At 51.4% G+C, this 15,370-nt stretch carries 8 protein-coding genes; 4 read left to right on the top strand and 4 right to left on the bottom strand.

All coding sequences use genetic code 11. From position 1 onward, the window contains the following. Positions 1-578: 578 nt before the first annotated feature. From SH451x_RS08875 to csrA, 4 genes are all read right to left on the bottom strand, one after another. Positions 579-1,538 carry an SHOCT domain-containing protein gene (locus tag SH451x_RS08875; RefSeq protein WP_479362094.1) on the bottom strand — a complete coding sequence of 320 codons (960 nt, stop codon included), beginning with the start codon at positions 1,536-1,538 and terminating at the stop codon, positions 579-581. A gap of 160 nt (positions 1,539-1,698) precedes the next feature. After that, positions 1,699-4,416, bottom strand: coding sequence for a flagellar filament capping protein FliD (gene fliD, locus SH451x_RS08870; protein WP_479362093.1), 2,718 nt, complete (start codon positions 4,414-4,416; stop codon positions 1,699-1,701). Between the two features lie 295 nt (positions 4,417-4,711). Then, positions 4,712-7,558: a flagellin N-terminal helical domain-containing protein gene (locus tag SH451x_RS08865; RefSeq protein ID WP_479362092.1), complete on the bottom strand. Its 2,847-nt coding sequence runs from the start codon at positions 7,556-7,558 to the stop codon at positions 4,712-4,714. A gap of 821 nt (positions 7,559-8,379) precedes the next feature. Beyond that, positions 8,380-8,592, bottom strand: a complete 213-nt coding sequence (gene csrA, locus SH451x_RS08860; protein ID WP_479362091.1) for a carbon storage regulator CsrA — start codon at positions 8,590-8,592, stop codon at positions 8,380-8,382. 851 nt (positions 8,593-9,443) lie between these two features. On the opposite strand from csrA, the gene SH451x_RS08855 reads away from it, so the two are divergent. The 4 genes from SH451x_RS08855 to SH451x_RS08840 are packed head-to-tail and all read left to right on the top strand — an operon-like array spanning position 9,444 to position 15,321. Next, complete coding sequence (locus SH451x_RS08855) at positions 9,444-11,177, top strand: SpoIIE family protein phosphatase (protein ID WP_479362090.1); 1,734 nt, start codon at positions 9,444-9,446, stop codon at positions 11,175-11,177. A 14-nt stretch (positions 11,178-11,191) separates the two neighbouring features. Next, positions 11,192-12,736, top strand: coding sequence for an ArnT family glycosyltransferase (locus SH451x_RS08850; RefSeq protein WP_479362089.1), 1,545 nt, complete (start codon positions 11,192-11,194; stop codon positions 12,734-12,736). A 51-nt stretch (positions 12,737-12,787) separates the two neighbouring features. After that, positions 12,788-14,152 carry an ArnT family glycosyltransferase gene (locus SH451x_RS08845; RefSeq protein ID WP_479362088.1) on the top strand — a complete coding sequence of 455 codons (1,365 nt, stop codon included), beginning with the start codon at positions 12,788-12,790 and terminating at the stop codon, positions 14,150-14,152. Next, the gene (locus SH451x_RS08840; RefSeq protein WP_479362087.1) at positions 14,149-15,321 is read left to right on the top strand and encodes a glycosyltransferase family 2 protein; all 1,173 of its coding nucleotides are present in this window, start codon (positions 14,149-14,151) and stop codon (positions 15,319-15,321) included. Before SH451x_RS08845 ends, SH451x_RS08840 begins: the two co-directional genes overlap by 4 nt. Positions 15,322-15,370: the final 49 nt, after the last annotated feature.

The following is a 15,370-nucleotide window of genomic DNA, read 5'->3' as shown; positions in this document are numbered from 1 at the left end:
CGGAGCGATGGCAGATTCTAGCCTGGGGTGGAGCAAAACGAGCAGAAGGCGAGTTTCGCGGAACCCCAGGTAGCGTACCGAAACGATTCCTGAGTCGCGGAGCGACGCCAGTAGAGTCTCAGCAACAGGATCGATCTGCCGTCGCTCCGCGACTCAGGGCGCTTATTGCTTGCGGACCTGGGACTCACGTCCCAGGCTTTTATCTGCCATTGCTCCGCAATTCTCCTATTGGAAAGCTCTGCCGTTTCGCCAAGAGCACTGCTGGGCAAGCCAGCAGTGGCACCCTTTTCAGGAATTGTTCGTAGTACCGCCTTTAGGCGGCGGCAAGCGCAAATCAAGCGCATCGTAGCTGGCTTCGCCTAGAAGCCGGTGAAGTGTTGGAAAGCTTTGCCGTTTCGCCACGAGCACTGCTGGACAAGCCGGCAGTGGCACCCGTTTTCAGGAGACGCAAGTTCTAGGAGACGCAAGTTTGCAACAGATCAGGGAAGCTCACCCAGATTCGACCGCGTTCTTGGCGGACGCAGCTACGGGAGACGGTTCGACTGGGCACGCCAACTGAAGCTCCCTTTTCGAAACGCTTAAATACGCTTGAGCAACTCGGACTTCTTGGAATTGAATTCGTCGTCGGTCAAAATACCAGCGTCGCGCAGCTTTCCAAGCTTTTCTAACAACGAAATCGGATCCTCGGTCATCGTACTTTGCTGACGGAAGCTCTCAGGTGCAGTTTGCGTTTGTTCCGGTGCTGCAACCGGCGGACTCAACGGCGGTTGCTGCCAATTCGATTGTGATGACTGATTCTGAGTCGAGTCTTGCTGAGTCTGTTGAAACGGCTGACTCGATTGACTTTGCGACGAATACTGCGGTTGCTCCGGCGCATTATTTTGCTGCTGGTTTTGATAGCCAAAGTCATTTGACTGGGCACTGGAACCGGACGATTGAGTCGATTGATTCGGCGATGAAATTACAGGCAAGTCGGCGACGCGAATCGTGCCGTACTGGCTGGAAAAAGTCAACGAGTCGCTTCCGCCTTGTTGTTGGGAAACGCCGCCAATATTGTGGTCAAGAGTATCGTAAATGGTGACGCTGCCACCTTGGTTAACCGCTAATCGCCTTGTTCCCGAAAAGTAAGCGTACTGTAGATTGTTTTGGCTGCCGACACTGTTGGGAAAACCAAGATCGGAAGGCCACCAATTTCCGCTGCTGCTTTGCGAAGCGAAATTTGTCCCTGGATAGCCGCTCGACTGGCTCTGGAATGACCCGCCATAACCACCAGTAGGATAGTCTGGCGGTGCCGTTTTGGCCGCTTCGCTAAGTGCGTAACAGATGCCATCTACTTTCGATTTCAGACCATAATTGAACATGTCGCCGACCATGGTCATGCCGCCAGCCATCCATTGTCCGGACCCGCCCAACTCTTGAATATTGAACTGGGCCATCGTACCATGTCCGCGACGCAGCGCGTCCCACATGCACTTTACGGCATCGACGCTTACGCCAAATTGGTTGGCGGTTTGTTGGAAAAGCTCTTGATTATTCATGGTCTCAGACGGCTACAGAACTGGCAATTAATAAGCGGCAGAACGGTTTAAGAATGCTCATGCCAGACCGTAGTGTGAGCCCGCAAAGTAGAGTCGTCAATGCGAATTACGACAATACGGCCTGCATGACGGTGTTCAGAGAGACTAATTCGTTCGCGAATTATTGATTCGAAAAGAGCCCGTCGTAGATCGATAAATTCAAGCCATCAAAGTTTGCTTGCAGCTTGGAAATGGCGGTTTCCATGCCAATAAACTGCTTTGTCAAACGAAGTCGTTCGCGTTCGAGCTTGAGATTGAGGAAGCCGATTCGTTCCGTGCGAGTTTCGATTTGCCGCTGGAGTGCTGTGTTTCGAGAGACCAAAGCACCGTTTTCGACGCCCACCAAACTTTCGAACATCTGCTTGCCTCGTGCCGCCAAGCCGACCTTCTCGTCGCTCAAAAACTTAATCACCGCATCTGGGTCTTTGGAAATAGCCGCGTTAAGTTTCGAAGAATTCAAGTTCAACTGTCCGTCTTCTCCGACTTCAACACCCAACTGAGCCAGCGACTGAATCGAGCCGGCGGAAATGGATCGCGACGTAATAAAACGAGACAATCCTTGCTCAACTCGCAACGCCTCGCCCGTGCCGAACAAAAAGCCAGTCGTCTGCGTCACAGGATCGTAAGTCGTTTCCGTTTTCAGCTTCTCGGCGACTTTGTTGTACTGATCGACGAAGAGCTTCAAGTTGCTCTCGATTTTAGTGTACGTCTTGTCTGCTTCGATCGTAACCGGCGAATCCGAAACGCCATTTACAGTCAGCGAAATTCCTGACACCAGATTGTCAAAGTTGTTAGTCGCCGAGCGGATGAGCGTCCCGCCGCCTTCACCGTCGGCACCAATTGCGATTACAGCATCTCGCGCTTGAGCCGACTGAGTTGTCTGCAAACCGATCGATGCGCCATCTACAAAGACGCGATTTTCAAGCCCACTCTTTTTCGATGTTAAGATCAGTCGAACAGCGCCGCCGCCGACGTTCAACAGCGAGGCATTTACCGGGGACCTGTCGTCGTCCTTAATCTTGGCAATCAAGGTTTCCAAAGTGTCATCGCTACTGACAGCTAAGGAATACGATTGTTTCGATTCGATAGCGATCTTTGTTTCTCCGTTGATCTCAACGGAACTGGAAGTGCCAGCGATCCCAAGGCTCGCTGCCGCGCTGCCACCGGGACTATCTTCCACAGTCAGTGAGCCTGCACCGCCAGAGTTGTCGACCAGGTAGAATCCGTCGCCCGTCTGGTTCAGCCGCGCTTCGACATTAATGTTCAGATTATTGATTTTATCAATTACGTCACCCAGCGTCTCAGGTGTATCAAGTCTCAGGTTCAAGCTCGATTTTTGTCCGGCCGCGTTGGTGATCGTGAAACTGCCGAGCGTTATGCCTTCGCCGTAATTCAATTCTGAGATTTTGGTTTGACGCGTAATGTATTGCAAGTCTAACGCCCCGCCATCGACACTCGACTCGGCAGAGTTTACTTCGATACCGAACTTCTCGGCAGTGTTCGTCGCATCTCCATTGGCAATGATCAAATTATTCGCAGTGGAACCGCTGATGTCTTGGATCAGTATGCCCGTTCGTGATCGGTTATAACTGGCGGTAACACCGGCCGAAGAATTGTTAATCGTATCAAGCACGTCGTCTAGCGTTTGCGCCGCTGACAAATCGATCGAAGTCGTCGTCCCAGCGCGATTGGTAACTGAAATCGCCCCAAGCTCGCCTAACCCACTTCCGCCCTTGAGCGAACCTAACAGGACGCTGGTGACCGGCGATAGAATTCGATTGCCAGCGAGCACTCCGCCAGCGGCTGTTTTACCAGTAAGCCCTAATGAATCCGACAAAGCTCCCGACGAACCAAACGTGCCACTGCCAGTCGTCTTGTCGACGATTTCCAGCGAAACGCCGTCAGATGCAATGCGAGCTTCGACTAACTCGGTTGAAGAGTTTATGGCATCGATCAGTTTACCGATCGTCTTGGGAGGATCTTCATCATTGATGTCGATATCCACCGTCGATCCATTTGCCAATGTGAACGTTATGTCATTTCCATCGGCAAGATCAATTCCGCGGCCATCGCGAAGATCTTCTAGGCTTGAATTTTCCGAAAGGAACGCGATCGCATCACCGGTTACTTGGCTGGCCGCAGCGTCTGTGAAAGTAAAACCTAAGTCTGCAGCGGTTCTTCCGCCGTCGACCTCTTCGACCTTTAGATTTGAACTCGTCGCACCCGTCAAATCCGCTAGCACTAGCCGATCGTTGGAGATGGATGCATTGATGCGAAGCCCATCGGTCGCGTTAATCGCTTTGGCAACATCTTCTAAAGTCGAAGCAAACCTTAGATCGACGGTGCGCGAGTTTCCTTCGCGATTGGTAATTTGAATCTTTCCCCGCTCGATACCAGCCCCGCCACGCAGGGAATCGAGAGTGACCGACTTATCAACAAATCCTCCGCTGCGAACATTCAGATCGCCTTCAGTAAGCTTTGCCGATGAGCTCGCGAAAACCGAACTGATCTGAGACGACGATTGGGCCGTTTGCACAGTCCGGACGGAAAAGCTGCCCGGAACTGGAGATCCTGTCGACGTTGCCTTAACGATACTATCATTGGATGAGGAAACGCTAACCGTAGATAGATTGGCCAAGCTTCCAAGTCGGCTTGATTGAAGCTGGACGCCGACAACTAAGGCTGTCAGTTCGGCCATAACGACTTGTTGCTTCTGCAACGATTCAACCTGCGATTGAACGCGATCTCGCGGAATCGACGACAACGCAATCAGTTGGTCGACGGTTCCTTTGATATCAGTACCGGTAATAAGACCGATGTTAGATTGAATTCGTCCCATATCGTTCTAGCTTTTGAACTTGCGTGATGCGGTTGCTACTACCAACCAAAGGATAGCCTCCGAATAGTCAGTTGAGCGTCAATTCTTTCATCGGAAATGCAACAAGTGTTGCAATACGCTTTGTTGAATCGGACCGACTTACTTTCGATAAAATTCGGCGTCATCGTCAAATTCGATTCAAGGTGCACAAGCTGGGAAGCATGGGCGAGTTCAGCCGCGATGCGATAACGAAAAACGCCTCGGAAATCGAGTGACTTCCGAGGCGGCCGTTTTTTATCTAAGTCGCTTTTCTAAACTATCGGAGAAGCGAGAGAACGTTCTGTGGATTTTGGTTTGCAATTCCAAGTACGTTGGTACCTGATTGCACCAGAATCTGAGCACGTGTCAAGCTGGCCGATTCCTTAGCAAAGTCTGCATCGCGGATCGACGATTCAGCTTCGGTTAGGTTTGCAATGGTTTCGTTCAACGATACCGAGTTGCTGTCCAAGGTCGTACGTTGGAATGCACCCAACCGACCGCGAAGGCTAGTTACCTTGTTGATAACTTCTTCGATAACCTGAGCAGCACCTGTTGTGTCGCTGGAAAGCGACTTGCTTTGTCCGCTACCTAGTTCGAACAGACGTCCGCTGGAACCACCAAGCTTCGCAGTCGAAACCGAGCCAATTCCAAGACGTGCTTGTTGGTTGCTGACAACGTCACCACCCAATTGGAACAGTGCACCACCACCGGTGATATCGAAGTTGATGCTCGTGCTCGAGCCTGCATTCACGGTCAAGCTCAAGTCGAGCGAGGCAGTGTTGATGGACAGGGTGTTACCGTTTCCGGTCGCTGTAAAGCCGTTCACCGATGCTTGGATGTCGGTACCATTCGCACGAGCCGATGTTAGGCCTGATTTGAACGTTCCGTCTTCACCTTCGGTGATCACTTCGATCGATACGCCACTCTTGCTGCCGTAGGTGGTGCTTGTTAGCTGAAGGTTTCCGCTAACAACACTTGCTTCAACACCAGTCGCGTCTTTCACCAAGTTGATCGATTGAATGACGTCTTCGATCTTAGCACCTTTCTCGAATTGGAACGTTTCCGAACCAATTCCGCCGGTTAGCTGGAACACCACGTCGTCTTCTAGACCACCACCTTGCGAGCCATCTGCTAGGTTCACAATGGTTGGAGCTGTATCGACACCAACGCTGTAGACTCCGTCACCATCAGTTGTTGTTACCGATGCGTTGAAGTCTTCCAAATCGTTGATTGCACTGGCGATTGTTGCCAAGGAGACATCACCATTGTTACGAGTAGTAACGATGATGTTCCCAGTGTTTTCGTCGATAGATGCTAGAGCCACTCCAGCTGCAAGGCTATTGTCCGTTGCGAACGAGATCGACTTGTCGTACTCGCTTCCATCATTCGCGGCCAGAACGGTAATGACATCATTTTCCGTGGCATCAGTACCAGCGGTTGTAACTGTCTTGGTAGCACCAGTAGCCGCGAATCGCGAAGTACCGTTGGTTGTGCTGCCAGGAACGAGCTGAAACAGTTTTCCGCCGTTGCTGCCATCGATATCGGTGATTGCCGCAGCGACTTGGTTTACTGTTGCATTCTCTGCAAAAGTCACCGATACAGTGTTCGTATCAGCGTCATAGGTCGCTTCGGTCGTCGCACCAGCGGTGTAGGTGAACGTTGTTGCGTTTCCAAGCGTACCGTCGACATCTTCGCCGTTTGTAGCTTCAATGCTAAAAGTAGCAGCCGCAACTGGATCGGTACCACTTGCAAACGGACCACCAGTGTTGGTTCCGTTGACATAGGTATAGTCACCGTTGGCAACGTCGGTAGCAATGAAGTTACCTGACAAGTTCGTGTTGATAGCAGTTACGATATCGTCAATCGTCGCACCAGCAGCAACAGTAACAGCGATGGCATTCGTGTCGGCGTCGTAACTAGCAGTTGTGGTGGCACCACTGCTGAAACTTAACGTTGTCGAATTTCCTTTATCGCCGTCAGCAAGACCGCCGTTTACAGCCGTCAGGTTAAAGTTAACTGTCGCACCGTTGGCAAGGTCAGTACCAGCCGTCGAAGGTGTCAAAGAACGAGGTGCAACATCGGCGTCGCCGTTGACGATTGTCAAACCAGCATTCGTAGTCGCAGTAAAATCGAAGATGTCAGTTCCTACTGCAGTTGCTGCCAGAGCAGCTTCAGCGGCTGTACCGGTAAGTCCTTCTTCGATCGTAAGTGTCAAGACCTTGCTATTTGCATCATATGCAGCTGCTGTACCACCGACTGTTGCAGTGGTTAGAACTTGAACGCGTAGACCGTTGCCAGCCGTACCGTCAGCAATCCCGCCATCGATTGCCGCGATGGTGAACTCGACGTCATTGGTATCACCGATGGTTACCGTCGTATACTCCGCTTCGCCGTCCGCAGTAACTGCGTTGGTTAGCGAAACACCGCGAGTTGCTTCTGCACCGATGGTGAATGCGTTTGGAGAACCGATCTCGATGACAGCTTCGGTGTCAGCGACAGGAGTGCCGAACGTAATGGTACCAGTTGACTTCGCAGGAGTTCCAGTGGCAGCGATCGTCGTGTTCTGAATCGTCGCTTTCGAAGCGGCTTGCGAAATACTAATGTTAACGCTGATCTTGCCAGTCGCACCTAAGTTCGCTTGATCGATCTTAAGGTCGCTTACGGTTCCGAAGCCCGTTCCGGCTTTGGTGATGAAGTCCAAGCTACCATCCAAAAGTTTACGACCTTGGAAGGTGGTTGTTTGAGCGATACGGTTGATTGCTTCAAGAGAGCTGTCAACTTGCAGCTGATTAGCTGCGATTTCGTCGTCACTCAAAGCACCGTTGTTAGCGGCTTCAACAACTAGACCACGAATGTCGTTCAACAGCGAGCTAACTTGGCCGAGGGCGCTGTCAGCGGTCGAGATGATTTGGCTTGCACGTTGTGTATTGGACAACGCTTTGTTAAGGCCGGTGATATCGCTGCGAAGCGCTTCGCTCGCGATCAAACCTGCAGGATCGTCGGCACCTGTGTTAATTCGAAGACCTGTGCTCAATCGAGTCAACGATGTTTGCAGATCTTTGTTTGTACGCGACAGACGGCTTTGAGCTGTTAGAGACGAAACGTTTGTGTTAATTCTTGTCATTTGGGGACTTCTCCTACGACGGATCGGTGAATTTGAGCTACGGCTGTATCAGACAAATATTGCCCTGGAACTGTGACAAGCGGTCTTGGTGCGAGCCGAAGCTCGCGTATCCATCAAGTTGTTCTTGGTTGGACTCATCTGCTTGTTAAAGTTCTGGGCCAATTGGAGTTGCCGCGATACAGTGCGACGAGCTGCCGGATAATGGGGTAAAGTACGGGTTCTACTTGTCATTGGAGAACAGCCTGCAAAGCTAGCTAAACATTCTCGTTTTGATTTGTAGATTACTCGCCGCGGAGCTGCGTCGGCTCGTCAGGCGTAACAGCGAAACGCTCTTGGACCGATAAAGAATCCTCGAATGCTATCGCACGTTGGAACATAGCATCGGATTAGCGACACCCCCTTCATCAGGGAACATCCTTTTTGTGGAGAATGTTCTGAAAACCGGGAGCCCCATTTAGCGCAATCTTCACATCAGGCATAATCGGAACTCTTTACCGGACCATTAAAGTCTTTTCGGTAAACCGAACTTGAAAATAATAGAATTTAATGCAAAAACCCGTTGGCTCGAAATTCGAACCAACGGGTTAGTGCTGGAAGTCTATAGTGTCGGCGAGCGGAGCGGTTGGACAACCCACGCGGCGACACGTTATCTAGCGATCCAGAAGCATTAGAAAACAAGTATTATTGCTTGGTCATCCAATAACCTTTAGATCACAATCCTTTGTCTTTTGGGCATGACGACGGTGACAACTCTCTCGAGGTCGTCAGCGATGATCATGCGAAATGACGCTCAATAGTACGATTCGCGATTGGATTCGTAACTATCGCACATCCTTCAGATCGTTCGGCTGAATAGTATTCGCCTTCCGATTCTCTCGCTTGATCGCTTCGTAGACTTCTTGGCGATGAACCGGGATATCGTTTGGAGCTTGTATTCCCAAACGTACTTTATCTCCACGAATGTCCACGATCGTGACGACTACGTCATCGCCAATCATGATGCTTTCGTCTCGATGTCGCGATAGCACCAGCATAAGCGACTCCTTCTCTGTTCAACTCGATCACATCCGAATGCAACCGATACGTGTATTTAACAGGGGCTTTTAAAATGAGTTTGACCGGAAACTAGAAAGCAGCCCAACAAATAGGTTGACACCCACAGCCGTCCGATACGAAATCGGTACAATCTGTTTGTAAAGTTGGCGGGCTGTCGCGTTACCGACCGCAGCAAAGGTCTTATCGACGGATTGCAAGCCAATATGAAAACAGGCACTTCAGTTTCCTACCGTAATGAGCGTGCCAGTTGTGTCGATTATGGTTCGCACAAACCTAGAAAGTTTCCCTAGTTTTGTTTGACAGCACGTTAAGTTGATTCATAGCGTGACAATTCCCTTGTTACGTCAGCCTTACAACTAGAGTTCTGTCTAGGCGTCGCCCACTGTGATTAGACTCCTGCTTGCGTTGATGTCTTTACTTCAGCACATCGGTGCTTCATATCTAACATAGCTGCGTAGCGTTGCTTTAGGAATCTACTTCGGTCCACAAGTAACACTTTGTTCCAATATCCCGATTAATCCGGCATCGTCATTCGTAACGATTGCCATGCTCGGTTGTCGCAGATCCGTCCAGCCTATCCAGTTTCACCTTGCGCTCTAACTCATAGATTGCCGATAGCTTACCCAGACAGCACGCCTTAGGTGAGCGGTATATCAGGATCGTACCGCGTAGCAGTGTCTTCCTGAGACACTGATTCGAGTTTCGATGTGACTCGGCTACGCGGGAGCCAAACGTTCCTATCTGCCACTCGCCACAACACATGCTTGACGTCGTGCTTCCTCACATGGACAACCGCTTGACCGAAATCTAATCACGAGTGAGATTCAGAGTGACTCGCCAACGAAAAACGCATTTGCGACTACATAAAGAAGAATCGCACGACCAAGCGCTTACGCAGATCGAACGGTCGTTGGATGAAGTTGCTTTGTGCCTTGCCAAATTTACGGAGGCGACAGGTTGGGCCATTCGATCGACCGCCAATAAACAAAAAGTGTTAATGGACGGCGAGCATGAGTATGAATATCGTCCGGTAAAATCTCCGCAAGGCAAGTCAGGTACGCCTCACAGCGGTTCGGGCAAGCAGCGGTGGGAGTTAGTAGACGCACTACCAGTCGATAGTGCCCTCGACTTTAATAGCGTTGAAAAATCCCCGCTGGTTTCTGAGAAGTCAGCCAATGAACTGCTAAGATCGATTGAATCGTTGGTAGCGAGACTCGAAAAGGCGGAGGAAAGCGTACGCGCTCAACACGCAAGCCTAGCAACCGATGTCGCCATCGTCCGCAATAAAGACGAGAGCAAGGAAATTGCAAACCGTCTTGAATCGATCCTAGCCTCAAGTTGTAGTTCAGTACGCGCCAGTGCGGCAGCCATCTATATACTGGACGAGACGACTAGCGAACTGAAGATGCGCGCTAGTTGGAACTTGCCGCTCGATCGCTTGATGTCGCCGCCGCGTCCGCTGCGAGGTTCGTTGGCTGACTTGGAAGCACTCCTGGGAAACGCTGTGTTACTGGAAGACCTCGATTCGGCACCAAGCTGGCCGTCTCCCGAGGATTTCGCGTCGGCATTAGTAGTCCCTATCGGCTCGGTTTCGATGCCTCACGGCACGATTTGGTATTGGTCGGACAACGTACGGAAGTATGAGCCGACACAGGTTGAGGTAGCCAACCTCGCCGCCGGTCGTGTCATGAACGAGCTTGAACAATCCGTCTTAGGCGCCGAAGTTCAACAGTCGCGTACGACCACGCGGCAGCTCGATCAAGCTTCGGTCGCGCAAAGTTCCCGAAGACCCGATCGCTGCCAACAGCTACACAGCCACTTCGAGTTCGACGGCTGGACGCTGCAAGATGGCATGCTGGGGGGCGCTTTCCATGATTGGGAGATGACGCCCAAAGAACAATTAGTTGCACTGATCGGCAATGCAATCCCGTCCGGGGCACAAGGAGCGATGGTTGCGACCGCCATCCAATCGATCACTCGGACGGGCTGGGCTCAAAGCCAGTCGCCTACTCACATTATGCAGTTGATTAACGATTATCTAATTAGCGGTGGCGAAGAGGATTGGGCGGCCAGTGCCACTTTACTGCAGATCGATAGCAACTCTGGCCGAGGAACACTCGTTAACGCCGGAGACAACCAGCTATTCATTGTATCGCATCGCGGCTTTCGCCCCGTCGGTGTATCCGCTGCATTCCTCGCGACAAATCCTGATATCAGCCGGAACTGTAACAAATTTATTTTGCAGCCAGGGGAAGTCCTACTGGGCATGAGTGGCAGCTTAGTCCAGCAGTTGAACCTACCCATGTCTGCCGCAAACGAAATGGGAAGTGCGAGTAAGAAGCTCTCAAATTCAGCGACGAATCAACTGCGCCGTCACAAACGTGCACTCGCAAAATCACTTGATCAGCACGACTTGCTGCGTGAAATTCGAGAGATGATCGACGAACCAGCGTCCGATATCGCAATGCACTTTGACCGGCGGTTGCCAATCCTGCTCAATCAAGACGGGCAAGGCTGCGACCGTTCGCTGCTGGTCATTCGCAACAATCGAAAGTGCGTATAAGATACTATGTTTGTATGTCTGCAAACTTAGAAAAACCATCGCACGCCAATTCTACGTACGAAGTCCGCTGGACTGCGCCGGCGGTTTGTTTGGCTTTGGGCGGGATTCTGCTTTTCTTTTTTGGATTGCGAATTCCACTGGCAATGACGAACAATGGCGAAGTCGACGAGGACTGGTTCATTGTTCCCGGCTGGACAGTGTTGCACGAAGGAATCCCCAGGATTCCGTACGCACCGTATGACGATCCGATCGGTATGTTTTATCGCGGAGACGAAATCCTCTTTGGAATGCCACCTGCCTTTTTTTATTGGGAAGCGATCTTTTTTGCAGCCTTACCTGACGGATACGCGACAGGTCGAATCGCATCAATGGTCGCTGGTGCGGTCGCGATACTCTGTACGTTTTGGTTTGGGAGGCTTGTGTTTCGCGACGACCGCATTGCGGTACTAGGCGCAGGACTTTATTCGCTGGCCCGTATCGTTTACTTTCCAGCATCCATTGTACGGCCCGATATGCTGTGCGCGATGTTCGGTGCCCTCAGCGTATGCTTTCTCGTAAAGTGGTCATCAAGCGGACTACGCAAATGGTTATTCGCTGCCGGAGCAACTTGTGGTTTAGGACTGCTGACACACCCGTTCGCTTTGGTCTACTGCTTACCGGCTGGTATTTGGGTTTTGACGCAACGAAGCGAATCAGCAACGCGCCGCATTGCCGACGCCGTAATCTTGACGTCCATCGCCCTGCTCTTTTTTGCACAGTGGCTATTGCTGATCGTTCAAGACCCCGACCTATTTGTTATTCAGTTTCGTAATAACATTCTCAGCCGCCCGCAAGCTGGACTCGCCCAGCGATTCTTTATGTTTTGGAAGCCGCTTTGGTACCATATCGAATTTGTAAATTATCGCACCATGATCCCTCAACTGGTGGTGATGATCGCAGGCCTGCTCGGTTCAACTCTGCTAGTGTTCCGCGGACGCGGGCGTGGCCGAGCGAATCTGTATTTCGGCTGGTTTGCGATCTATTTGCTAGTGTGCTTGGTCGGCAAGCATCCGACGATGGGATACTGGTGCTATCCGGCTATCTTTATTTTTTTAGGTGTCGCACACGTTTGCATAAGGGCGCACGATGCACTCGTAACTGTTCCATTTGGCCGCCTTGCTAGCCTGACTGGAGCTTCTGCGCTATTGCTTGTAATGCTACTAGGTAGCGGCGTTCGCGCTTGGTGGGAGACCGTTTGCAATTGGTCTGACCCGAGCTATAACAGTTCACTGTTGGTTAAAGAGATGCTTAGCGAATTGCCGGTCGACGCACAGTATCTTGTAGACCGGAGTTACGTGTTTGATTTCTACATTGCGGGCAGGCATACGACGTTGGCGCTAAATGATAAAGAGTTCTTCATGGCCGAAGGTTTGCCGTATGACTATTTGATTATCAATCCAATGGAATCGAAAGCGAACTTGCCCTCGGAGTTAAATGGTATCTTTGAGAAGCGGTACGGAGAGCCCGATCGCAATGGCGCAGATGTTTATCGTTCTGCAGGTAAGCTTGGCGGCGACTGAGTTTTAAGTTCGATTTTGCGAGTGCGGAACAGATAGACTGGATCGAGATTCATGCGTACTGCGATTATCCTGTTCCTTTTGCTGACTTTGTTTGTCAAAGTAGTTTTCGTCGGATTGCGCGGCCCGGTAGCAATTGAGCTCGACGCCGCGGAATATTGGCGACTGAGCGAGTTGGCGATGCGAGGGGACGTATTGTTTTTCCAAGACCCAATTGCGTACCGAACGCCGATCTATCCGTGGTTTCTGGCAGCAATCCGCCTCGCGTTCGGAACGGCTGCATTGCCTGCAATTGTCATAATCCAAAGCCTGCTTTCCGTTGGATCGATTCTCATTGCAGCAAAGATTGCGACCAATATCACACAATCGCCTAACGCAATGCCGCTCACGCTGATGTTCTCTTTTCCGCTGCTCTCGTCGTTTACCTTTAACGGAACGGTTTTGACTGAGCCGCTATTCATATTTCTCATGATGTGCAGCCTCTTGACCGTTGACAACTATGCGTTGCGTAGATCGACGGTGGATGCGATGCTTGCCGGAATTGCGTTCGCGGTAACCCTTTTGACCCGTCCAGTCATCATGTTGCTGTGGGTCGCGCATCTGATGTTAGTTGGCTTGGTCTACTTGCGGACTCGTAAATCCGACAACCAGCCTCCCAAACTCACGCATCTCGTACTTGCTACCGTTGTGTGTATCGCGGTGTGCATCCCATGGTTGTGGCGGAACGACCAGCTCTTTGATAAAGCGATGATCACGGAGTTCGTTGGCCGGAATCTCTGGACAGTCACTTTTCAAGATGGGTCGGGTGCAGATTTGGAATTGCCGGATACTTCGGCAGGACGCGATTTAAGACAGAGGCTAGTGCAGGCCGACGTGCTTGATCAAAGCGATCACAATTGGGCAGTGTCCGCCGCTTTGGTTGAGTCAGGGCTAAACGATCCCGAGGCGGATCGTTTGATGAAGCAAGTCTCGATCGACGCCATTAAGCAGGATGTGCCTTGGTTTTCATATCAAACGGTTCGACGGTTTGCGAATCTGTGGCGAACGGCAGCTACCGATCTTCCGCTGCAGGGGAAGCCCGGTGAATATAAGGGTGAAGTCACATGGCGCTGGAACGCCACCGCAGTTGAATGGCTGCTGGAACATCGGGCAAGCCAGTCTGTTTTTGTCAATACCTTTGTTATGGTAGCGGTAGGCCTGTCGACTGCCTATTTGATTGTTCGCCGCTCAACAAGGCACTACGGCGTTTGGTTAGCCGCAATTTTTTGTTATTTTACAGTGATTACGGGGATGCTAGAAATCCCTACCTATCGCTATCGCATTGTATTCGAACCGTTGATCTGCGCGACACTGGCTTCGGCCGTCATCATGTACATCGGCAACAAAGGCGAACTGCGGATGGAAGAGTCAGCGCTATGAAAGACAGGCCGGACGAACGATTCGAAGTCTCTGTGGTAATCCCGTGTCTCAACGAGGCAGATACACTTGGCAGTTGTATCGAGAAGGCGACTCGAGCGATGCGAGAGGAGGGAATTCATGGGGAAATTGTCATCGCCGACAATGGAAGCACCGACAATTCACGCGCCATAGCAGAGGCGTTGAATGCAAGAGTCATCCCTGTAACTCGTCGTGGCTATGGTGCCGCACTCATGGGCGGAATTGAAGCTAGCCAAGGAAAATACGTCATCATGGGCGATGCCGATGACAGTTACGATTTCTTGGAGCTTCCGGCTTTTGTGAAAAAATTGCGGGAGGGATACGATCTAGTTCAAGGTTGCCGACTGCCGCGCGGAGGCGGGCGAGTTTTGCCTGGGGCGATGCCTTTTCTGCACCGATGGTTCGGTAACCCGGTCTTATCATGGCTAGTACGGTTGATGTTTCGTATTCCCATCAACGACGTTTATTGCGGAATGCGTGGATTTACTGTCGAGCTCTATCGCCGACTCGATCTTCGATCAACGGGGATGGAGTTTGCAACAGAGATGATAATCAAAAGCGGCTTGTACGGTGCTGCGATGACGCAGGTGCCGATAACGTTGCATCCAGATGGACGTCGACAACATGGTCCGCATCTGCGAACGTTTCGCGATGGCTGGAGAACTCTCAAGCTCTTTTTAGTGTTTAGCCCCAAGTGGACGTTCTTTCGCCCCGGCCTCGCGCTGATTGCCTGCGCGGCAATCGGCTATGCTCTAGCGCTGCCTCAAGTTAAGCTTTTCGGTGCTACGATCGATGTCCACACGCTGCTCGTCGCTAGCTTAGCAGGGTTGCTAGGTTGGCAGTGTGTGTTGCTCGCGACCTTAGCAAGAATCTATGCAGTTGCCGAAGGAATGCTACCGCCCGACCGGCGGCTGAATGATTTGACGGTCGAACGTGGTCTCGCCGTAGGACTGCTGGCGTTTGTCGCTGGCGGAATTTTGATCGCGGCGGCGGTGGTCCATTGGTGGCAGCAAAATTTCGGTCCGCTCGACTACCCGTTTACGATGCGACTCGTAGTGCCAGGTGTGACGTTTGCCGCGGCAGGCTTTCAGACAATCATGGCGGCGCTAATGGCAGGTGTGCTCACCATGAATCGTACGACAGTTGGGTAGAAGCCGGTCGTACATCAACGTCATTTGAACAGAACAAGTTTTGGCTGAG

It is taken from the genome of Njordella aestuarii (genome assembly GCF_056494165.1).
The sequence above is the reverse complement of the archived record's forward strand: the minus strand, read 5'-3'. Positions and strand labels throughout refer to the sequence as shown.